Genomic DNA, 22857 nt, shown 5'->3' with positions numbered 1-22857 from the left:
CTAAGATTTATCTTTTTTCTTAGTCAGAGAAACCAATATATTTATTATTATTGCTATATAAAATGGAAAAGAAAGGGAAAAATAAGAATTTATATACTCTTGGGTGTGAAAAAATTGATATTTAAAAAAAACAAATAAGAAAGAAATTGGAAAAATTAATAAAGGATTTGAAAATGCAATATAAAGAATGCAAATAGCAAGCCAACCATTGTTTAATCCCAAATTATAAGAGTAAGCATTAAGACTTATTGCAATAAACGAACCCGCAAGACTTGCTGTAAAAATTGATACAAAAATTGCAAAAGATTTAAAACGATTGCTTATTTTCTCACCCAAAATGTCTTCGTAATTGCCCGAAGAGATAAATTCAAAAACTGCTTTAATTCTTGAATAATTTATAATATAAACAGTAATAAATAGAAAAATGAAAAAAATAACAATAAAAACAATAATCTCAAAATTTCTAGATAAATTTAAAGTAAAACTGGGAATGAAACCAAAATTACTCTTCATCAAATAATCAACAAAGAAATAACAAAAAATATTAATACCTATTCCTGCTATAAAAATATCATAATTTTTCTTCACAATAAAAGATAAAAAGAATGCAAACAAAAAACTAATAAAAAGAGTAAAAATGATCGACATGAAAATTCCATATCCAAAATAAATAAAAAAAGATGTTAAAAATATTGAAAGATACGAAATGCCCTCAATAGATACATTTAAAAGTCCTATTTTTTCCGTATAAAGAACCCCAAGTGCTAAATACGAAAATACAAGAGCTTGCTCAAAAATACCAAACATCTACTTTTTCCTAGTTTTAATCAAAAATAAAGAGAGAAAAATAGCAATTGACTGACACAGGCCAATAAATTCATACTTAAAGTCATAATTTATATTAAGAAAATTATTAAACTCAATTAATATTGAAAACAATAGGCTAAAAAATAATACATAAATATAATTAAATCCTGAAATTACAGCGACAATCAAACTACTCCAACCAAGTCCTGAGGTTATGCCTAAAACTAAATACGGTTTAAAAAACACCACAAGCATAGAACCCGCAAGACCATTTAAAAAGGCACTGCCAAATACCGCAAAAAATTTATATTTAAATTCATTTATATTGAAAAAAATATCTATCTTTTTCTTATTACTTAATATTTCAAGTTGAAGTCCATAAATAGTTTTTTTATGCATAAAAAAATAAAAAAACCAAATTGACATACCAAACAAAAACAAATAAATAAGCGATGAATCAATCCCAAATAAGCTGTTAATTCTTTTTGTCTGATTGGAAAAATCATCGGTTTTTAACATATTTAAAATAAATCCATCTACCAACCTTTGATTTCCATAAGATATTAAAAGCCCTGTTAAAGCTTTATTTAATCCAAAGAAAAAAATAATATAAAAGGGAATAAGCCCTAAAAGCCCTACAAAAAAAGAACTCAAAAATATTAAATATATAAAATTAAAATAGGTTAATCCAAAAAACCTTGAAAATATATAAGCGAAAAATGCTCCAAAATAAACTTGACCTTCATTTCCAAGATTTAATGAATTGCTCTTGCCACAGGTAGCAATGCCAGTAGCCATGATTAAAAATAAAATAAAACGCCAAGATATCATCTTGATATAAGAAAATTGAAAAAAATCACCAAAAAAATAGCTGATACTTATTATCAAAAAAGAAAAAATTAATGCCATAAAGCCATTTCTAAACAAAGTCATAAAAATAGCAATTCCTTTAATTTTTCTTTACCAACATTTTCTCTAGATACGTTTAACAAAACTTCTCCCATTTTCATTACCAAAATGTTATCAGAAAGCAAAAGCAATTCATCTAAATTGGAAGTAATCAAAAGCACCGGCTTTTCTTTTGAATAATTACGAATAGCGATAGACATTTCATTATAAGCTTTGTGATCTAAATTACTTAAAGGAGAAAAACAAATTAAAAAACTTTTTGCAATATACATCTCTCTGTAAAGGGCAAACTTCTTCAAAGTTCCTCCAGAAAATGCCAAAGATTTAGAATAAAGAATTCTATATATTTTCTCTTCGCTATAAAATTCCATTTTTTTTAAAAAAAAATCTTTAATCTTGTTAATATAAGATTGTCTAATAAAAATTTTATTTTCAAAATTCATAAATTTAGCTAAAAAATTATCTAATATACTGCTATTATCGGGGAATAAATTACCAATACCTAGGGGTAAAAATCCCGCTTTACACTCAAAAATATTTATTCGCTCATACCTAATGCCATCAATTTTTATGCATCCAAAAAAAACAAGCTCTCCTAAGAATAATTTTTCCCAAGTTTTAATTGCAGCTTCTTCACCAATTATTCCTAAAATACCCCTTTTATTTAAAGAAAAACTAACATCGTACTTCCAAAAATCTTCAAAAAACAAATTAAATTTAATAGAATCTTTTTCAAATTTATTAAAATTAATATTTGAAAAAGATATTTTATCACTAGAGGATTCAAGTTTGCTTAAAATTGATTCTTTGTTTATTGTTCTAAAACATTTTCCATCTTTTAAAACAATAAACTCATCACTAAATTTTACAGCATCAGTGATCTCAGTATGAGTAATAAAAAAGGAAGTGATTCCTGATTTCTTAAGCAATACAAGCAATTTTATAAAAGCTTGCGCTTCTTTTTGAGAAAAATAAGCAGCGCTTTCATCAAAAATAATTATTTTTGCATTTTCTTTAAGAGAAGCAATAATAAGTAAAAAATATATTTCTTTAATATTCAAATCTTTAATTTTCTTATCTAAATCAAAAGAAATTTTATAAAATTGCATAAGCCATTTATAATATTTATAGGTTTTAGATTTATTCATAGGCATGAAAAATGCATAACCAAACCAATAAATACTCAAATACTCCCATACTCTTAAGTTCATTTTTAGATTAGGAACTTGAGAAACAAGATAAATACCGTTATTTTTAGCTTTATCTACATTCCAATTTTTCTGCTTAATGCCGTTTACAAATATTTCTCCACTATCAAACTCAACAAGCCCAGCAATAATCTTGGCTAGGGTACTCTTTCCTTCTCCATTTTTACCAACTACTGTGAAAATTTTAACTTCGCCAACTTTTAAATTAATACCGTCTAAAATAGGCTTATCAATATCTGGGAAATATTTAACTATATTTTTAAACTCTACCATTAATTTTGTTCCAAATTAATTTTTATACCATTTGCACTAACCTCTTCTATTTTTTTCAAAAGTTCTTCTTTCAACTTTTGGCTGGTTCGATTCAAATAAAAAACATTTGAAATATTAAATAAAACCCCTTTGTGTTTTATACCAAAAATACCAGAATTCCCATAGTTAATCTCTGACTTAAGTGCCTTATCTAAAATATACGAAACATAATATTTTTGATTTGTAATTCCTGAACCAATAATATTCTCTTTATTATCCAAATAATCTTCACTATCAAAAAGAATCGCAAAAATATTATTCTCTCTAACAGATGAAAGCACTCCCTCAACAGCAGGCCCCACAATAGGAAGTATTACTAAAACACCCGAATTCTGGATTAAAGAGTCTGACAACAATTTGGCCAAATTACTATCATGCCAATTGCCTAAAACTCTATAATAAACTTCAGAATTCACACCCAAATCAAAAATGCCTTTTTTGAAATAATAATAAATATAATCTCTCATAACAGGATATTCTTGGCCTGCGATAAGGGCAACATTGCCTAATCCAGAATTAAACTCCTTTAAAAAAAGACCTACATAATATCCTAAAATGTATGCTTCTTCTGCAACATTATAAGAAACTGAATAAACTTGATTATTAGTGTTCTTAACTAAAGAATCAAAAATAATAAACTTGGTATAAGGATAATCATTTGAAATATTATCAACAATATCCTGCATAGCATTATTTGCAGTTATTAAAAAATCATATCTTTTTGAAGCTAATAATTTTTCAAGAATTTCTATCCACTCGCTTTGATTAAATCCAGCTTCTAAAACTTTAATTTCAAGATTTTCATGATTTTTTTTAAATTCAAACAAAGAATCATACATTTCTTTATAAGATGGGGATCCTGAAATTATCCCTGGAATAAATAAAGCAATATTGGTTTTATTGAGAATATCAACCTTTCGCCTCTTTAAAAAAATTAAATAAACAAATAAATATAAATGGAATATGGTGAATAAAATCCAAAACCCTTTAAAAACCAAGTTCTTACTCATAAAGATAAAACACCCTTTTATTAATTATTATTAAACTCACTTTAATGTCACAAAAATCAAATAAAAAAGATAAATAATAAGCTATAAAAATAAAGCTGCCAAAACTGATTGAAAAATCATACAAACATTCAAAGAACACATTTTTCTCTTATTATAAGATTTTAGCAAAAAAATTTAAAACCTAAACTTAACAAAATACTAAGCAAATTCTGCATATAAATTTTAAATTTCGTCCAATAATATAATAAAATTTGAAAATTTTTCATTTTCCTAACAATATTCAATATTACTGGTTTAAAATAGCTAATAATACCAAATGGTCGAATAAGTTAATTTCTCCTTATATTTTAATTTTAAGGGGAAATACCATCTTATCTAACAGATAACTTTAACATAAAAAGCTAAGAATATAAAAATCAAAACTCTCTAGGGCGCAATAAATGCAATTCATTAACATTTAAATCACTAGTAATATCATTATTTGAACGTCTTAAATACATCTTTAAAGAATGAATCGTTTTAAAAAATTTATTCTTTAAAACGATTTTACTAGCCTTATAATCTTTTAAAAATTTTATAATAAGACTGTTAACAGTTGATGACTTATTAAAATAAGCAGGAAAATACTTAAAAAAATCGTCCACAAAATAAAACCTATTCGCCAAGTCAACAAAATTATTAAAAAGCATTCCAATTCTACCCTTTAAATAATTAATATTTCTAATCATATCAATCCTGTTGCCAAGTTTATAATTTTTATCTTCCAGGCTCCATTTTGAATATATAGAATTAAATTTAAAATCTTTCATTAAATAATTATACATAAAGTTAAATCTAAAACTATCTTCAATATACTTTAAAATAAAAAAATATAAAAACCCTTTATTTAAAGACATAAAATTATCTTTAGCCATCCTTATAAAATTTTGATTAACACCCTTTAAAGTGCCTTCATTGACTTTGTGTAAAAAAGAATTTCCATTAAAAAGCAAAAGACTAGTATTGGGAAAAATTAAATACTCAGTTTTATTAATATGTCTGACACTACCCTTGTAAACATTAATAAAACAATTATTAAAATACTCGCTGTTGGCATAAAATTTTGAAGTATTCTCAGTTTTAAATAAATTATTATCTATTATAACAGAGAATGAAGATCCTTTAACAATATTATGAATTACAGCATCAACACTCCCTCTAAACAAATAAATTTTTGCATCTTGCAAATCTCTAAGAGAAGAATAAAACACAAAACTATTGGTATTGGAATAAAAAATTAAATCCGCAGAAATACCGTTTATTTCATATAAATTTATTCTAAGCTTTGAATTTTCTCCAACCTCAATAAAGTCATACTCAAAAATTTCATCATCTAAATCCAACTTAATAGGAAGTGTATTTCTAACAACACCAACTTTACCTTCTATTTCTTTTACAACCGCTACTTGAGAAAATAACAACACCCCACTTGAAAGCAATATCAAAAGGACAAAATGATATATTCTAAAAATATAGCTCTCCTGAAATTTTAAAAATTTATAAAATTAATTATACCTTGTTTTACATAAATTTATTACACTTTGAACAATGATGAAAAAGAACTATAATTTAAATTAAAAATATTAAGTTTTTATTGAATTGCTATAATTGCTATACTATTAAAATAGTAAAAAGTAAGAACCTTAATATTTAAAGGGTCTTACTTTAAAGATAATAGAAGCCAAGTTATTAGAAGGGTGTATTTATGAATATAAAGAATAAATTAATGTTGATGCTGCGCATTGTAGCGGCAATCTCTTTTATTGCATGCAAAACGCCTCCGGAAGCTAGAGAGAGCAAAAATGCTAAAATTGCACAGCTAGATAATAAAAATTTTCAATTAAGGGATATAAAAGACATTAAAAACGAACTAATAAAAGAAAGAGGACATCTTTTTTATTCTAAAGAGTTTAACGAAGCTGAGAAGCTAGAAGAAGCAATGAAACAAAGTTTTTCTAAAAAACACACAGAAGAAGGAAATGAAATTGCGCTAAAAGTGCTTGAAAGGTATAAAACAATAATAAAAGAAACGCGAGAAAAAAAAGAAAAAACAAATTACCTTAAAGAAAATATTGAAAAGTATCTAAACGATGCAGAAGCAAATGAAGCGTATATATGGATTCCGTTAGAAATCGACGAAGTAAATAACTTATATTTTGAAGCAACAAGAAAATATAAAAATTATGACCTTGATAATGCCCTTGACATGTATAGTAAAGCATTCAACAGAGCACAACAAGCATCAAAAAACGCTAAAGAAGCTAAAGCTTTAAAAGAAACTGATGAAAGAATGTATAAACAATTAAAAGCGCTTGAGGCGGCTTCCAACTTGCCAATTTATAGCAATAATAAGCTTATCAAACCATCGCCATGGAATGGTAGAGAATTTATTAAAGAAAAAAATAATCACTTAAACTTTTTAAATATTAATGAAGACACCTATCTTCTTGGAGAAATGGCAATTTCAACTCCAATAGTACTCGCATATGAGGAAAAGGAGGAAATAGCAAAAACCTCTAAACCTCAAGAACAATTCAAAACACTAGAACTTATTGAGCAATCTAGAAAATTATGGGAAAAAGGGGTTGAAGCTAAACATGCTAAAAACTTTAGACTTGCTAATGAATTATTTTTGGAATCTGCAAGATATCTAGAAGCCTATCAAAGCAACGCAAGTAGTGAACTTTACGTAATAAAAATAGGCAATACCTTATGGGGCATTTCTAAAAAGTTATACAATGATCCTTACTTATGGCCAAAAATTTGGTTCGCCAACAGACAAAAAATACAAAATCCAGACCTGATTCATTCTAACTGGAAAATAATAATTCCTGCCAAATAATCAAAAATAAAAATATAGCAAGGCGAAAGCCTTGCTTTCTTGTTTTATATCTAATAAAATTAATAATAAAAACATTCTAAAAGAGTCAGAAAATGAAAAAACTAATATTATTAAGCTTAATATTTATTTCGTGTTATACAATTAACTTAGACAAATTAACAAAAGAAACTCCTTACGGGATTTATCTCAGAGAAGCTCAAAAAGCCATTAATGTTAATGATTACAACTCTGCATTAAAAGCATACGAAAAAATGATTCAAAATTTCGAACACAATCCAAATATAGTTGCTACTGGCAAATATGAAATTGCATTCATATATTACACAATAAACAAAACAGAAATAGCAAAAAACATATTTGAAGAATTAATAGAAAACAATATGGAAATGCCTAAATGGATTAAGCCTTTAGCTGAAAAAATATTAAATAAAATAGAAAATAATGATTTAAAAAAATAAAAATTTTTACTGGAATATTATTCCATAAATTGTAATATCTTTTTCCTTTGCAGAATTGATAACATCTTTGTAAACAACAGACCCTCTTGGATACTCATGAGGAGGCGCATCTCCTATGACAATAATAAATCTTCTTTCTGCTCGCCAATCAAACTGAGTTACAGCAGCATCAATCCCCTCAAACACAGCTTCTGGATAATCCCCACCACCGCCAACATTAACATATTTAAGAATATTATTTAAATAGGGAATAGTATTGAAATCAAAAGCTTTGGTTAAAAAATCCTCAAGATAGTCTTTATAAAAAACAAGACCTATTCTATAGGATTTAAACTTTTGCAGTTGAGGCTCTATTATGGAAAATAAATGCTCTTTTAAAATTTCAATATTACTTTTCATACTATCAGTAACATCAATAACAAGAACTAAATCTAAATCATAAATTGAATCTTCTGAGTTTTTTAAAATTTTTTTTATTTTATCAACAATATCAATGCCATTATTAGCAATAACAACCTCATCTGAAAATTTTGTAAAAGTATCCTTTAGTTCATTAAATTCAATTTTTCCTTGATTTTGAGTATCCTTGAAAAACAATTCATAAGCATTGTCTTGATACCTACCTAAATAATCATTATATTTTTTTTCAAAAGATCTTATAGAAAACCAAAAAGGTTCTTTTTTGGTTTTTAATACCTCTAAATCAATCTCACCGCTTCTTGTTGAAAAATTTGGAAACCCATATTTTAATTTTTTTGGAATTAATATATGAAAAGCTTCTCCAAACTTCTTATTAGGAACAGGAGTGGAAGATGTCAATGATAAAAGTTCCTTATTTCTAATAACTCTTCCATTTAAAATTCTAATTTCATCTCCATTAACTTTATTATAACTTAATGTACGAAATGAATAAGTGGCCACATCTTTTTTCTTATCGGGGATCTCAAAAGACTCTGTTAATATTACTGATTTGATTGAGGGTTTTTTTCTAATAAAAAGATGAAACCCTTCTTTATGAGCCTCAACATAAACGTCATCAATGCCGATTTTTAAAGAATCATCTTCTAATCCAAACAAATAAAAACTAATAAAAAGAAAGAAAAAAATTTTCTTCATCATAATACGGAAATCACCCTCATAAACAGCTAGAAACTAATGAATAAGACCTATAGCTAAAGTTTTTCAGATAAATTTTCATAAAACAAAACATTTGACTTAGAAAAAGTGTTCTTAAAAATATTCCTGAGATTCAAACTAGCAAGATCTTTTTTAACACTTTTTACCATATCCTCATCTCTATTTAATATATCAAAAATCTTGGCAGATTCACTTAAATTACTAACTCCAGAATTAAAAAGTTTAGTATCTCTTATGGATGAGAAAGAGGCCATTACTTCTACAACTCCAAGATTATTATAAGTCTCAATTTCTTTTAATAAAAGAATTTTATGATATTCATTTTCCTTGGGATTAAAATTCAAAACATTAGCCTTCTCTAACTCTAAATTTTGCATAACTCTTAAATAATAGCTTCTAGAAGCTAAAAAATCTCCCATCTTATAAAGAGTTAAAGCAATAGAATTTAAAACTTCATTACTACTTGAAAACCCTGCCATGCTCTCTACTTTAAATAAATATTTTAATGCATCATCGTAATTATCTTCTCTATAACTAAGTAATCCGGCTTTATAGTAAACATCTGGATAATCAACACCCTCATTTATTGCCGATTTGTAAGAAGATATCGCAGACTTAAAGTCATTTAAAGATCTAAGAATATCGCCTTGTTTTTCATAAATTGAAGAAATCTCCTTAGATCCTTTTATAAGATTGTGTTTTTTATAAAAAGAATAATCATTTAAAGCTAAACCAATAATATTGCTGGCTCTTAGAGAATCTCTAGATTTTTCATAAATGTCTGCTAAAATCTTATAGGCCAATATTTTATCCTCAGCATCTTTAATTGAACTTTTCTGCCTAAAACTATTTAATGCTTTAAGCAAATAAACTTCAGCTTTCTTAAAATCCCCTATATAGTACGAATATCTTCCGCTTTCAAAAAGTGCCTTATCGTAATTGGGATTTTTATTTAATATTTTCCTGAGAATGTATTCAATCTCTGAATTCATATTAACATTATTGTCAAGCTTAAAAATAGTTCTACCATCATTTCTTTTTAAATCAGAGAATTCTTTATTTAATAAATTCGTTTGACCATTAAGATAACTTAAGTTTATAGCAAGATTATTTGCCCTCTGATTATAATTTACAAAAGCAATATACTTGTCCACTAGCTTTTTAGCATATTTTGTATAAACAACTTCATCAACATCTAGGATTTCATTTGCCTTAATAAAATTATTAACATTATCAGACTCAGTATCCAAATCAGCCTCAATATAAGCATTGAAAAGTTTAAATAAAATTTCCTTTTTTTGTCCATACTTTGAAAGCGCAACTGTATAGCTATTAATACTCTCCTTATAGTAGCTAGAATTTGTCCTAGCCCATTTAAAATAATTATCTCCCTTTAATACTAAAGCATCATAATCGTAAAGATCATAAGATATAACCTCATCAAGTATTGAATTGGCCTCAGAGTATTCTCCAAGACTAATTTTCATAGAAGCGTAAGCAATATATCCTTCCTTATTAAACTTTTTTCGCCTTCTGCTTGTAGAATTTTTGGAAAAAGGTTCAAGTGTAAACAATTCCTCATACTTCTCTTCAGCACTATCAAAATCCCTAATTTCTTCAAACGCTTTAGCATAATTTATAAACCATTTATCATTGGGCCTAATATAATAAGCGTCTTTAAAGATAGCCTTTGCAAGCTCTCTTTTATTTGCATATATAGATTCTATGCCCTCTTTATACTTACTCTCAGAGACAACATAAAAGAATACTACATCTACTATAAAGTATAAAGAAACTAAAACTAAAACAACAAAAAGAGAAGCTATTTTTATCAAAGGTAGTAAAGCCCTTGAGATTCTATAGCTCAATTTCTGCTGAAGCTTGCTAAATTCTTCAGCCTTAAAATAAATTATAGGCAATTTAATAGATCGCCCAACAATATCCCCTACAAATTTAGCAATAAATTTTAATCCTTTTTTGTTTTTTTCAACAAGATCAATTAACGCCTCAAGTTTATACTTTGAAACATCATCTTTGGTTAAAGCTTCAGCAATTGCAATTCTTAAATTTCTAGGATAAGAATCCAAATGTTTTAAAAATAACGGATAATTAACCTTAAATTCAAAATGTTTGGAATTTGTATTTTGGTTATCTTCTAAAAATTTAAAATCATCTGCAACATTTTCAAAATCATTATCATCAGAACTTAAATTTAAATTGCCTTCAACAAACATCTCTGATTGTTCACCGATCTGGCTTTTATCATTTACCATCACATCGTCAATATTAACTTCATTGGACTTATTAGATTGTAAAAAATCATCATCCCTTGAAACAAAAAAATCATTGTTGGTTTTAAAAGAATTATTATCGCCTTGATTGTTAATCAATTCTTCAGAATTTAATTCTGAAGAATTGATTAACTTATCAAAATCAAGCTTTGAGGCGGCTTCTAAATCAATAGAATTATCATCAAGAATCTTGTCAATATTGTTTTCAAAAGAATCACTAGAAGAAACGTCAAAATCATTATTCAAGGTTGAAAGCTCTGAATCCATATCAATTCTTAAATCAGAGCTATCTAAAGATATATTGCCATTAGAAATTTCAGAGTAAGGTAACTTATCCTCGCTCTCAAGAGCATCAAGCATAAAATTTAAATCAAGCTCATCATCATTTCCCTCTAAAGTAAGATCTTCACTTATCCAAGGAACAATACTCTCTCCAGGCTCGGGAAGCTTAACGTCCATACTCAAGCCAAAAGATTCTTTAGATGATCTCTCATTAGAAAGATCATCTAATATTTCTCTTTTAAACTGTTTTATTTTATCTATATCGGGCATATCGCAACCAAATTCCTAGATCATAAAAAACTCTTTTTATACACTTCGAACCCTTCTGCATGAAGTAAATTAAAGCGATTTTCTAAATCCTCAGCAATTTTCAAACCTAAAACTTCTTTTGTAATTTCTGTCTGACAATCTTTTAAAGTGTTTAAAATTCTATCCCTATATTCAACAATACTTACAACCTTATCAGCATTATATACAAGAGAATCTCTTTTAAAAACATCGTGAGACATATCTCCATCTTCAGAAACTTCTAAAACATTTCCATTAACTCCGATCATCAAATAATAATCAAAAATTTTAAAATAGTTGGCAATTTCTAAAATTATTTTTTTTGTTTCGGGCCTTCCTTTTCTATATCTAGTAGCCGTAGGAAAAATAAGTATAATGTGTCCACTATTTTTCTTTTCATAAATATATTTCATAGAATTAGCATTAAAAACACGTCTTTGTCTGGCATGCTCTACACCAACCCCAACAAATGAATGTGGTGGATACACCAATATTGCATTGTATCCCAAAGAAAGAGTTTTAACAAATAAATTATCTCTGAAAAGTTTAACTCCAGCTATTGGAACAATATTATCTGCAATATCACGATAACCCATTTTATAAAGTAAAAATTGAAAACAGGGAAAATCAAAATTACTATAATGTTCCATTAATATAATTGAAGACTTACCGGATTTAGCCTTTTGATAAAGTTCTAAAATATTTTGCATGCCAACAATGGTGGACCCACTCTCAAGAAGCCTCTCTATCATTCTATCTGCTAATCTTCTACTGTTAGAATCTGCATTGCGATAAGATTTATCCAAATAATCAACATTTTCAACAGACTTAAACTGACTTACAAAGTCGCTCTCCATGTCTTTAAAATATTTATCAAAACTTTCATTTTGTACAAACATAAAAATAACACCTTTTAAAGCATTCCATGTTGCCACTTAATCATTAGCTAAACCATTCTTCATCATAAATAAACAACCCTACTATAAGACTAACAATAACTAATATTAAACAAGCATACATTTTTGAAAACATTTAACGTTCATTATACCTTATTTATTACTCAAATTAAAGTTGAATTTAAACTTATAACAAACCTATAACAATAAATAAAATATCACTAATAGCTATTCAATTTATTGGACTTATTGGACTTATTGGACTTTTTTTATTGCAAAAATTAAAGTAAAATTTAAACAAAAGACAAATCAAAATACCAGGGGGACACAAATATTTAAAATAAAACAAAGCAAACATTTCTTTATTAAAAAGATTAATAAAGAATAAACAAAACATTGAAAAAGGAAAATCCAATGAAATACATAAAAATAGCTTTAATATTAACTATTTTCTTTTTAACAGCTTGTATTAATGATGCTAAAAAAGAAAAAATAGTTTTTAGAGTGTCAAATTTAAACGAACCATCATCACTTGATCCTCACCTCTCAACAGACCTTTATAGTAGTAATATTATTGTAAACCTATTCTTAGGATTAGCAGTAAAAGATTCACAAACTGGAAAATATAAACCAGGACTTGCAAGAAGTTGGGATGTTTCTGAGAATGGAACTGTTTACACATTTCACTTAAGAGAAGATATAGTTTGGAGTGATGGAGTTGCCATTACTGCTGAGGAAATAAAAAAATCGTATCTAAGAATCTTAAATAAAGAAACTACTGCATTGTATGCTAATTTGGTAAAATCTACAATAAAAAACGCACAAGAATATTTCGATGAAACAGTGCCTGAATCTGAACTTGGCATAAAAGCTATTGACAATAAAACCTTGGAAATAACATTAATATCTCCAAAACCCTATTTCCCCGATATGTTAACACACTCAGCATATATACCAATTCCAATGCATATTGTTGAAAAATATGGAGAAAATTGGACAAATCCTGAAAATATAGTTGTTAGTGGTGCATACAAACTCAAAGAAAGATCAATTAACGATAAAATCGTAATAGAAAAAAATGATATGTATTATAATGCAAAAAATGTAGAAATTGATGAGGTGATATTTTATCCAATAGAAGGTAGTGTAGCTTACAATATGTACATAAACGGAGAAATCGATTTTCTACAAGGAGCAGAAAAAAATAATCTAGAAGAAATTAGAATAAGAGACGATTATTATTCGGGATTAAAAAATGCAATGGCATACATAGCATTCAATACAACTCTAAAGCCCCTAGATAATCTCAAGGTTCGACAAGCCCTATCACTTGCTATTGATAGAGAAACTTTATCTAAAGTAGTTTTAAAAGGGGGTTCAGATCCAACAAGAAATTTAACTCCAAAATTTGATGATTATTCTTATGGAAAAAATTTAATATTATTTGATCCTGAGAATGCAAAAAAACTTTTAGCTGAAGCTGGATATCCAGATGGAAGGGGATTTCCTACATTGAAATATAAAATCTCAACAAATGGGGGGGGATCAATAGTAACAGAATTTTTACAAGAACAATTTAAAAAAATCTTAAACATTAACATAGAAATCGAAAATGAAGAATGGACAACATTTCTGGGAAGCAGAAGAACTGGAAATTACCAAATCTCAAACGTAGGATGGATAGGAGACTATTTTGACCCTTTAACATTCTTAGAAAGCTTATTTACAACAGAAAATCATCTTTTTGGGGCATATCAATATTCGAACGAAGAATATGATGCCTTAATAACAAAATCTAATTTGGAATTTGATCAATTAAAAAGACAAGACATTTTAAGAGAAGCTGAAGCAATCATAGTAGAAAAAGATTTTCCTATGGCCCCTTTGTATGTGCCCAAATCTCATTACCTTTTCAGAAATGATAAATGGACAGGATGGATACCAAATATTGCAGAAAGCTATTTATACGAAGATATTAAAACTAAAAAATAATAAAATAAGTAATTTTAAAATTAAGATTTAAAATTATATCTACGGAAAGGACAATTATAAAAACCAAAGTTAAATTTCAAAGTTAACTTTAAAACGGAGGTATAAAAAATTATGAAATTACAAAAGTTATTATTTTCAATAATATTTTTTCTAGCTTTTATTTGTTGTAATAACGAAGAAAAAAAAGAAGGAGTATCATTTAAAATAAGCTTGGGGGCAGAGCCAAGCAGTCTTGATCCTCAATTAGCAGAAGATAATGTTGCATCAAGAATGATAGAAACAATGTTTAAAGGGCTTATTACAGGCGACCCTGACACAGGGGGAAACAAGCCAGGACTTGCAAAAGATTGGGATATTTCTCATGACGGAACAGTTTACACATTTACCCTAAGAGAAAACATCACCTGGAGCGATGGGGTTGCAATCACCGCAGAAGGAATTAGGAAATCTTATCTTAGAATTTTAAATAAAGAAACTGGCTCAAAATATGTCGAAATGGTTAAATCAACTATCAAGAATGGTCAAAAATATTTTGACGAACAAGTGTCAGACTCCGAGCTTGGAATTAGAGCAATTGATGAAAAAACATTAGAGATAACACTAGAAGCACCAAAACCTTATTTTATTGACATGTTGGTACACCAATCATTTATTCCAGTACCAATTCATATTACCGAAAAGTATGGACAAAGCTGGACAAATCCTGAGAACATGGTTACAAGTGGTCCTTTTAAATTAAAAGAAAGAATTCCTAATGAAAAGTATGTGTTCGAAAAAAATAATAACTATTACAACTCAAACGAAGTAGAAGTAGAAAACATTACATTTTATACAACAAATGACAATTCAACAGCATATAAAATGTATGAAAATGGGGAATTAGATGCAATCTTTGGTTCCATACCGCCCGATTTAATTAAAGATTTAAAATTAAGAAGCGATTATTATTCATCTGCTGTTAATGCCATATACTTTTATGCATTTAACACACACATTAAACCGCTTGACAATGTTGAAGTTAGAAAGGCACTATCTCTTGCTATTGATAGAGAAACACTCACATATAAAGTTCTTGACAACGGAACAACCCCCACAAGAAGGGTAACTCCTAATTTTAGCTCATATTCTTATGCTAAAGATTTAGAATTATTTAATCCTGAGGCCGCAAAAGCCTTTCTAGCTGAAGCTGGTTATCCCAACGGTAATGGATTTCCCATTTTAAAATTAAAATATAATACAAACGAATCAAATAGAAAAATTTGCGAATTTATTCAAAACCAATGGAAAAAAAATCTAAACATTGATGTGGAGCTTGAAAACGAAGAATGGACAACCTACTTAAATACCAAAGCAAATGGAAATTACGAAATAGCAAGAGCAGGCTGGATAGGTGACTATGCTGATCCTCTGACATTTTTAAGTATATTCACACAAGGATACACACAATTTTCATCTCACAATTACTCAAACTCAGAATACAACGAACTTATTAAAAAATCTGATCTTGAACTTGATCCAATAAAAAGACAAGAAATACTAAGAAAAGCAGAAGAGATAATTATTGAAAAAGATTTTCCAATAGCCCCAATATACATATATGGAAATAGTTATCTTTTCAGAAATGACAAGTGGACAGGCTGGAATACTAATATTTCAGAAAGATTTGATTTATCTCAATTAAAATTAAAAAATAAATAACCAATGCTTAATTAAATAAAAATCGTCTATAAAAACAAATTAAAATGGGCGATTTTTATTGACTTTCTTTTAAAAAAAAGATAAAGATAGTTTAATTTTATAAATAATTTCGATTTAGGGGAAAGGTTAAAATGAGCGTTAATAAAACTAAAAAAATACGTAAAAAATTTAAGATATCAACGCTGATCATACTTGCTGTCTTTTTAATTACATGTAATAATAATTCAGAAAAAGAAAAGTTAACATTTAAAGTATATATAGGGGGAGCACCCTCATCGCTTGATCCGCACTTAGTAGACGAAACAATCGGAGCAAGAATTTTAGAACAAATATTCTCAGGACTTTTAGCATTAAATACCAAAACAGGAAAGCTCAAACCCGGACTTGCTAAAAATTGGGAAACCTCAAAAGATGGAAAAACATATCAATTTCACCTAAGAGATAATATTGTTTGGAGTGATGGAGTTCCAATTACTGCTGAAGGAATAAGAAAATCTTTTTTAAGAATTTTAAATAAAACAACAGAATCTACAAATGTTGGTATGCTTAAATCAATAATAAAAAATGGACAAGAGTATTTTGACGAAAAAGTATCTGATTCTGAACTTGGAATTAAGGCAATTGACGAAAAAACATTAGAAATAACACTCACATCACCAAAACCCTATTTTCTTGAACTACTCCTACATCACACATTTATGCCAGTGCCTATTCATGTTATTGAAAAATATAAAGAAAATTGGACAAATCCTGAAAACATGGTTACCAGCGGTCCTTTTAAATTAAAAGAAAGATTGCCTAATGAAAAAATTATATTTGAAAAAAATGAGCACTATTACAATGCAAAAGAAGTGGAGCTTGAAGAACTTGTTTATATTACGTCTGACAATGACCTGACTGTATACAATATGTATAAAAACAACGAAATTGATGCCATTTTTAATAGCATACCCCCGGACATTGTAAACGAAATAAAACTGCAAAGTGACTATTATCAACACAAAAGTAATGCAATTTATTTATATTCGTTTAATACAAAAATCAAACCCCTTGATGATGCTAAAGTTAGAGAAGCTTTAACACTGGCCATTGACAGAGAAACTTTAACTTACAAATTACTCAATGATGGTACAATTCCTACAAGAGAAATAACACCTGAACTTGAAAATTACAATTATGGTAAAAAATTAGATTTATTTGATCCTGAAAAATCTAAAGAACTTTTAACACAAGCTGGATATCCTAACGGAAAAGGATTCCCAATATTAACGCTAAAATATAATACAAACGAAACTCATAAAAAAATTGCTACATTTATTCAAAATCAATGGAAAAAAATTTTAAATATAAATATCATACTTGCTAATGAAAATTGGCCTGTTCTTACAAATAACAGGAATAAGGGTAATTTTGAAATAATAAGAATTGGTCGCATTGGAGAATATTTAGACCCACACACATATTTCACTATATTCACAAGCGAAAATTCACAACTTGCATCATACGGATATTCAAACTTAGAATTTGACAAACTAATCAAGGAATCGGATTTTGAAGAAGATCCTATAAAAAGAAAAAATTTACTCAGAAAAGCAGAGGAAATAATAATTGAAAAAGATTTTCCCGCCGCACCAATATACATATATTCTGGACATTATCTTTTTAGAAATGACAAATGGAGCGGATGGAATCCTAATGTATCCGAAGTTTACTATTTTTGTGAATTAAAATCAATTAAGAACGCAAAACACAATTGATTATTTTTTTAAAAAGATCAATATAAATTAAAAATAATATTTAAGTCTAATATAATATTGAAAATCAAATTATTAAGCACAACATAAACAACATTCTATTCCACTAAAAATTATCAATCATAGATTGAAAAACAATAAATACTATATGATATAATTGACTAATACATAGTGTTTGCCAATATTTAGTTACAAAGGAGCAAAAATGTTAAGGTTTACTTTAAAAAAATTAATAGGAATAATACCAACTTTACTAACAATAATTTTTTTATGCTTTTTTGTAATGAGAATGGCCCCTGGAAGTCCATTTGATTCCGAGAAGCCTATTGATCCTCAAGTAAAAGCAAGATTGATGGAAAAATATCATCTTGACAAACCTTTTTATATTCAAGCATTTTATTATATTTCAAACGTTCTAAAAGGAGATCTGGGACCTTCTTTAAAAAAGAAAGACCTTACGGTTAATCAATACATAAAATTGGGATTTCCAAAATCACTTACACTTGGGGTAATATCCCTTATTATATCACTATCAATAGGAATACCAATAGGAATATTCGCTGCTATTTATAAAAATACTTATATAGATTACATAATAACATCAATAGCGGTACTAGGAATTTCAATACCATTATTCGTAATAGGACCAATTTTACAATACTTTTTTGCAATTAAATGGGGTTTACTTTACACCTCTGGATGGATTACAGAAAGGGGAGGATTTTCAAATTTAATTCTACCTATAATAACCCTTAGCATGCCCAATGTCGCTATTTTCGCAAGAATAATCAGAGGCTCTATGTTAGAAATAATACAGAGTGACTTTGTAAGAACTGCACGTGCAAAAGGGCTAAGCTTTAAAAAGATAGTTATAAAGCATATGTTAAGAGGAGCAATGCTACCTGTAGTAAGTTATATAGGCCCAGCATTTGCTGCTATAATCTCTGGAAGCGTAGTTATTGAAAAAATATTTAGAATTGCTGGAATGGGAATGTTTATAACAGAATCAGCACTAAATAGAGATTATCCAGTATTAATGGGGGGATTGTTAGTGTATTCAATAATACTGCTTATTTCTATATTAATATCAGATATTATATATAAAATGTTAGATCCAAGAGTTTAAGGGGAAATAAAAATGAATAGCCTTGAAAAACAAAATGAAAAAAATAATTCTAAACCCGAAAGAAGAGCTTGGTCACGGTTTAAAGAAAACAAACTGGCATTTAGCAGTCTTTTTGTAATTGGATTTTATATTTTAATCGCCATTCTACAACCAATATTGCCTATATATAAATACCATACTCAAATAGTAGAGCATTCTGACTTGCCACCATCTTTCCAGGCTGCTGGCGAACTGTGGTACAAGAAAGAAAAAAATTTTATTGAAAAATTAGCAAAAAAAGAAAAAAGAGAAATAAATGAAGACGAGCTAAAAAAACTCGAAGAAATAAAAAGCAAAATAGAAAATGAAGTCCAAATACTAGATAACAAAGAAGTAAAAATACATAAAAGAATGTATTTGCTTGGCACGGATAATCTTGGAAGAGATTTGCTTGCAAGATTAATACAAGGCAGTCAAATCTCTCTTTCTGTAGGATTTATTGGAGCCTTTTTGTCTATGATAATAGGAACTATTCTGGGCTCAATAGCGGGATTTTTTGGGGGATTGCCTGATAAAATAATCACTAAAACAATCGAAATTCTTTATGTATTGCCCTATTTGCTTATTGTAATAATACTAATGGCAATAATGGAAAGAAGTATAATAGGATTATTCATAGCACTTGCATTTGTATCCTGGTTAACAGTCGCTCGAGTTGTACGAGGTCAAGTACAATCATTATCAAGTTCAGAATTTATACAAGCAGCCAAAACCTTTGGTGCAACAAATCAAAGAATAATCTTAAAACACTTAATCCCTAATAGCATTGGGATGATAGTTATATTCACAACAATAAGGGTTCCAAGCTTTATTATGGCTGAAGCATTTTTATCCTTTTTGGGGCTTGGAATTTCAGCCCCAATGACAAGCTGGGGAGAATTAGTACAAAATGGAATTGCTACATTTGTTGAATATCCATGGAAAGTTTTTATTCCAGCCATAGTCATGACAATATTTCTATTATTTATGAACTTTTTAGGTGACGGGTTAAGGGATGCATTTGATCCAAAAGACAGCATCTGAGGAGAAATTGAATGGAAAAAGAAAACATACTAGAAATAAAAAATTTAGCAATCGAATTTAAATTAAAACATACAACAATTCATCCTGTGAACAATATTAACCTATCTGTAAAAAGAGGAGAAATTAGAGCTATTGTTGGAGAATCTGGAAGTGGGAAATCCGTAACAAGCATGGCTATTTTAAAATTATTACCAGAACTTACAACAGTATATAAAAGCGGAGAAATACTATTTGAAAATCAAGATCTACTAAAACTTAGCGAAAAAGAACTTTTAAAAATCAGAGGAAATAAAATATCAATGATATTTCAAGACCCAATGACTTCATTAAATCCATTTTTAAGGATATCAACTCAACTTGAAGAAACAATAATCTTACACCAAAGATTGGGGAAAAAAGAAGCTAAAGAAAAAGCAATAGAAATGTTGAAAACTGTTGGTGTTGTAAACGCAGAAGAGAGAATAAAGCATTTTCCTCATCAATTTTCAGGAGGAATGAGACAAAGAGTTATGATTGCCATGGCACTTAGCTGTCATCCATCCTTACTAATAGCAGATGAACCAACAACAGCCCTTGATGTTACAATACAAGAGCAAATATTATTATTAATCAAAAACCTATCTAAAAAATTTAACACCTCTACCATATTCATAACCCATGATCTTGCAGTTGTTGCTGAAATTTGTGATACAGTATCTGTCATGTATCAAGGAAAAATTGTAGAAGAAGGGACAGTAGAGGAAATATTTAACAATCCCAAACACCCTTACACTATTGGGCTTTTAAAATCAATTCTTACGCTAGAACATGATCCAAATAAAAAACTTTATTCAATAAAAGAAAATCCTGCTGAGAACGCGAAAGCCAGTATTGAGGAGTTTTAAATGAACAATAAAAAAGAAATAATTCTTAAAGTAGAAAACTTAATACAAACATTCACAACTGGAGAAGATTTTTTATTTTGGAAAAACAAACAAAAAGTAACTGCGGTAAACAATGTGAGCTTTGAAGTTGAAAAAAATAAAACTTTGGGCCTAGTTGGAGAATCTGGCTGCGGCAAATCTACTACCCTTCGCTCAATAATGCAGCTTTATACACCAACTTCTGGAAATATTTACTTTAACGAAAAAAACATAACTAAACTTTCAAAAAAAGAACTCCTGAGAACAAAAAAAGATATGCAAATGGTATTCCAAGATCCCCATACTTCACTTGATCCAAGAATGACAATAAAAGAAATAATAGCAGAACCACTAGAAATATATAATGAAAACAAAATTCTTCCAAAAACAAAACAAGAAATAGAGCAAAGAGTAAACGAGCTAACAGATATTGTTGGATTACATAAAAGCATGCTGGCTAGATATCCTCATGAATTTTCAGGAGGTCAAAGGCAGAGGATAGGAATTGCTAGAGCATTGGCTTTAAATCCTAAGCTTTTGCTTTTAGACGAAGCCGTTTCTGCGCTTGATGTATCAATCAGAGCTCAAATTTTAAATCTGCTAAAAACTTTGCAAAAAGAGTTCAATTTATCTTATTTATTTATTTCCCATGATCTTGCTGTAGTAAAATATATGAGCGATAAAATAGCCGTAATGTATCTTGGGGTTATTCTAGAACTTGCACCTAGAGAAACACTATTTTCAAACCCAATTCACCCATATACTAAAATGCTAATAGCATCAATTCCTGAAATCAACCCAGAAAAAAGAAAAAATAAAAATATAAAGCTACTAGATGAACAAACTTTGGCAAACGTTAGAAAAATTCATTTATCAACTCAAATACATCCAAAACTTGAAGAAGTGGAAAAAGATCACTTTGTATCTAAATATCTTTTTGATGAAATGAATAAATAAAAAAATTTAAAAATTGAACAGTTTATTTATGGTCAAAGTAAGAAACTTCAAAATCTATTTTATTATCAATCCCCTCAACAAAGTATAAATTAATTCTATTAACATTATTTTTATCTATTACTTTGTTACCAGAATCAATAAAATAATAATAAATTCTATCCTTGGGCAAGTTTCTCAGCTTAATAGTATAAATCCCCTTATTGTCTTCTTTTTCAATAAGTCTATTCAAAAAAGGATTAAAATTATTAAAACTACCAGCTATTGTAACTATTTGCCCTGGACGGCCTATATAAAAAATTTCAACCTCATTATTATCATATGATTGTATTGGGTTCCTCAACGAAATATAGCTAGACTTCTCTTTATCAACCTCAATTTTAGAAAATGGAATTAAATCTTCATTATAAACCACATTTTTATTATACTCGTCATTAGTCCAAATACCGTCTACAATAAGCCTATATTTTATATCGCTTGTACCGTGAGGAATATTAACTTTAACAAAAAAAACCCCATACTCATTTTTTTTGTATAAATACTTCTTAGAATACTGATCAAAGTCAAAAGCTGCAAAAATTTTTCTAATTTCTTTACTAGGGGGATAAAACAATAATACACGTTTGGAATCAATCATAGGCTTAAGATTGTCTTTTCTTGTTGAAACTTCTAGAAAATCACTTAAACTCAAATCAAAATCATACATTATATAATCATCTGAAAAAAGACTGTTAACACATAAACTTGCAAAAACCAATAAACATAAAAAACTTTCTTTCATAGATTATATAAAAAGCTCATAACAATAATTCTTTTGTTAGGATACTACACATTTAGACTTTTTAACATTATACTAAAAACATACATTAAAGTAAATAATACGAGGAGTA

18 protein-coding genes are annotated in these 22857 nt (G+C 28.2%); 9 read left to right on the top strand and 9 right to left on the bottom strand.

Annotated elements, in window-relative coordinates:
* From QIA41_RS02705 to QIA41_RS02685, 5 genes are all read right to left on the bottom strand, one after another.
* Positions 1-807 carry an ABC transporter permease gene (locus QIA41_RS02705; RefSeq protein ID WP_320292497.1) on the bottom strand — a complete coding sequence of 269 codons (807 nt, stop codon included), beginning with the start codon at positions 805-807 and terminating at the stop codon, positions 1-3.
* Positions 808-1740 carry an ABC transporter permease gene (locus QIA41_RS02700; RefSeq protein ID WP_320292496.1) on the bottom strand — a complete coding sequence of 311 codons (933 nt, stop codon included), beginning with the start codon at positions 1738-1740 and terminating at the stop codon, positions 808-810.
* The gene (locus QIA41_RS02695; protein WP_320292495.1) at positions 1737-3197 is read right to left on the bottom strand and encodes an ATP-binding cassette domain-containing protein; all 1461 of its coding nucleotides are present in this window, start codon (positions 3195-3197) and stop codon (positions 1737-1739) included. The genes QIA41_RS02700 and QIA41_RS02695 overlap by 4 nt, the downstream gene beginning before the upstream one ends.
* Complete coding sequence (locus tag QIA41_RS02690; protein ID WP_320292494.1) at positions 3197-4246, bottom strand: BMP family ABC transporter substrate-binding protein; 1050 nt, start codon at positions 4244-4246, stop codon at positions 3197-3199. Before QIA41_RS02690 ends, QIA41_RS02695 begins: the two co-directional genes overlap by 1 nt.
* A 416-nt stretch (positions 4247-4662) precedes the next feature.
* Positions 4663-5730, bottom strand: a complete 1068-nt coding sequence (locus QIA41_RS02685) for a hypothetical protein (protein ID WP_407653022.1) — start codon at positions 5728-5730, stop codon at positions 4663-4665.
* 260 nt (positions 5731-5990) lie between these two features.
* Between QIA41_RS02685 and QIA41_RS02680 the strand changes: the two genes are divergently transcribed.
* A complete protein-coding gene (locus QIA41_RS02680; protein WP_320292493.1) occupies positions 5991-7127 on the top strand; it encodes a LysM peptidoglycan-binding domain-containing protein in 1137 nt (378 codons plus the stop codon).
* Positions 7128-7219: 92 nt separating this feature from the next.
* Complete coding sequence (locus QIA41_RS02675; RefSeq protein WP_320292492.1) at positions 7220-7585, top strand: outer membrane protein assembly factor BamD; 366 nt, start codon at positions 7220-7222, stop codon at positions 7583-7585.
* Positions 7586-7591: 6 nt separating this feature from the next.
* On the opposite strand, the gene QIA41_RS02670 is transcribed toward QIA41_RS02675, so the two are convergent.
* The 3 genes from QIA41_RS02670 to QIA41_RS02660 are packed head-to-tail and all read right to left on the bottom strand — an operon-like array spanning position 7592 to position 12482.
* On the bottom strand, positions 7592-8701 hold the full coding sequence (locus QIA41_RS02670; RefSeq protein ID WP_320292798.1) for a vWA domain-containing protein: 1110 nt from the start codon (positions 8699-8701) through the stop codon (positions 7592-7594).
* Between the two features lie 56 nt (positions 8702-8757).
* On the bottom strand, positions 8758-11565 hold the full coding sequence (gene flcA / locus QIA41_RS02665; protein WP_320292491.1) for a periplasmic flagellar collar protein FlcA: 2808 nt from the start codon (positions 11563-11565) through the stop codon (positions 8758-8760).
* Between the two features lie 20 nt (positions 11566-11585).
* Positions 11586-12482, bottom strand: a complete 897-nt coding sequence (locus tag QIA41_RS02660) for a 1-acyl-sn-glycerol-3-phosphate acyltransferase (RefSeq protein WP_320292490.1) — start codon at positions 12480-12482, stop codon at positions 11586-11588.
* 411 nt (positions 12483-12893) lie between these two features.
* On the opposite strand from QIA41_RS02660, the gene QIA41_RS02655 reads away from it, so the two are divergent.
* From QIA41_RS02655 to QIA41_RS02625, 7 genes are all read left to right on the top strand, one after another.
* Positions 12894-14471: a peptide ABC transporter substrate-binding protein gene (locus QIA41_RS02655; protein WP_320292489.1), complete on the top strand. Its 1578-nt coding sequence runs from the start codon at positions 12894-12896 to the stop codon at positions 14469-14471.
* Between the two features lie 111 nt (positions 14472-14582).
* The gene (locus tag QIA41_RS02650; protein ID WP_320292488.1) at positions 14583-16169 is read left to right on the top strand and encodes a peptide ABC transporter substrate-binding protein; all 1587 of its coding nucleotides are present in this window, start codon (positions 14583-14585) and stop codon (positions 16167-16169) included.
* Positions 16170-16300: 131 nt separating this feature from the next.
* Positions 16301-17926: a peptide ABC transporter substrate-binding protein gene (locus QIA41_RS02645; protein ID WP_320292487.1), complete on the top strand. Its 1626-nt coding sequence runs from the start codon at positions 16301-16303 to the stop codon at positions 17924-17926.
* A 202-nt stretch (positions 17927-18128) separates the two neighbouring features.
* Complete coding sequence (locus tag QIA41_RS02640) at positions 18129-19049, top strand: ABC transporter permease (RefSeq protein WP_320292486.1); 921 nt, start codon at positions 18129-18131, stop codon at positions 19047-19049.
* A 12-nt stretch (positions 19050-19061) separates the two neighbouring features.
* Complete coding sequence (locus tag QIA41_RS02635; RefSeq protein WP_320292485.1) at positions 19062-20111, top strand: ABC transporter permease; 1050 nt, start codon at positions 19062-19064, stop codon at positions 20109-20111.
* An 11-nt stretch (positions 20112-20122) separates the two neighbouring features.
* The gene (locus QIA41_RS02630) at positions 20123-20995 is read left to right on the top strand and encodes an ABC transporter ATP-binding protein (RefSeq protein WP_320292484.1); all 873 of its coding nucleotides are present in this window, start codon (positions 20123-20125) and stop codon (positions 20993-20995) included.
* Positions 20996-21970 (top strand): ATP-binding cassette domain-containing protein, encoded by a 975-nt coding sequence (locus QIA41_RS02625; RefSeq protein ID WP_320292483.1) that lies wholly within the window; start codon positions 20996-20998, stop codon positions 21968-21970.
* A gap of 22 nt (positions 21971-21992) precedes the next feature.
* Here QIA41_RS02625 and QIA41_RS02620 read toward each other — a convergent pair whose 3' ends face one another.
* A complete protein-coding gene (locus QIA41_RS02620; protein WP_320292797.1) occupies positions 21993-22724 on the bottom strand; it encodes a hypothetical protein in 732 nt (243 codons plus the stop codon).
* Positions 22725-22857: the final 133 nt, after the last annotated feature.

The organism is Borreliella sinica, from assembly GCF_033969665.2.
Classification (GTDB): Bacteria; Spirochaetota; Spirochaetia; order Borreliales; family Borreliaceae; genus Borreliella; species Borreliella sinica.
The sequence above is the reverse complement of the archived record's forward strand: the minus strand, read 5'-3'. Positions and strand labels throughout refer to the sequence as shown.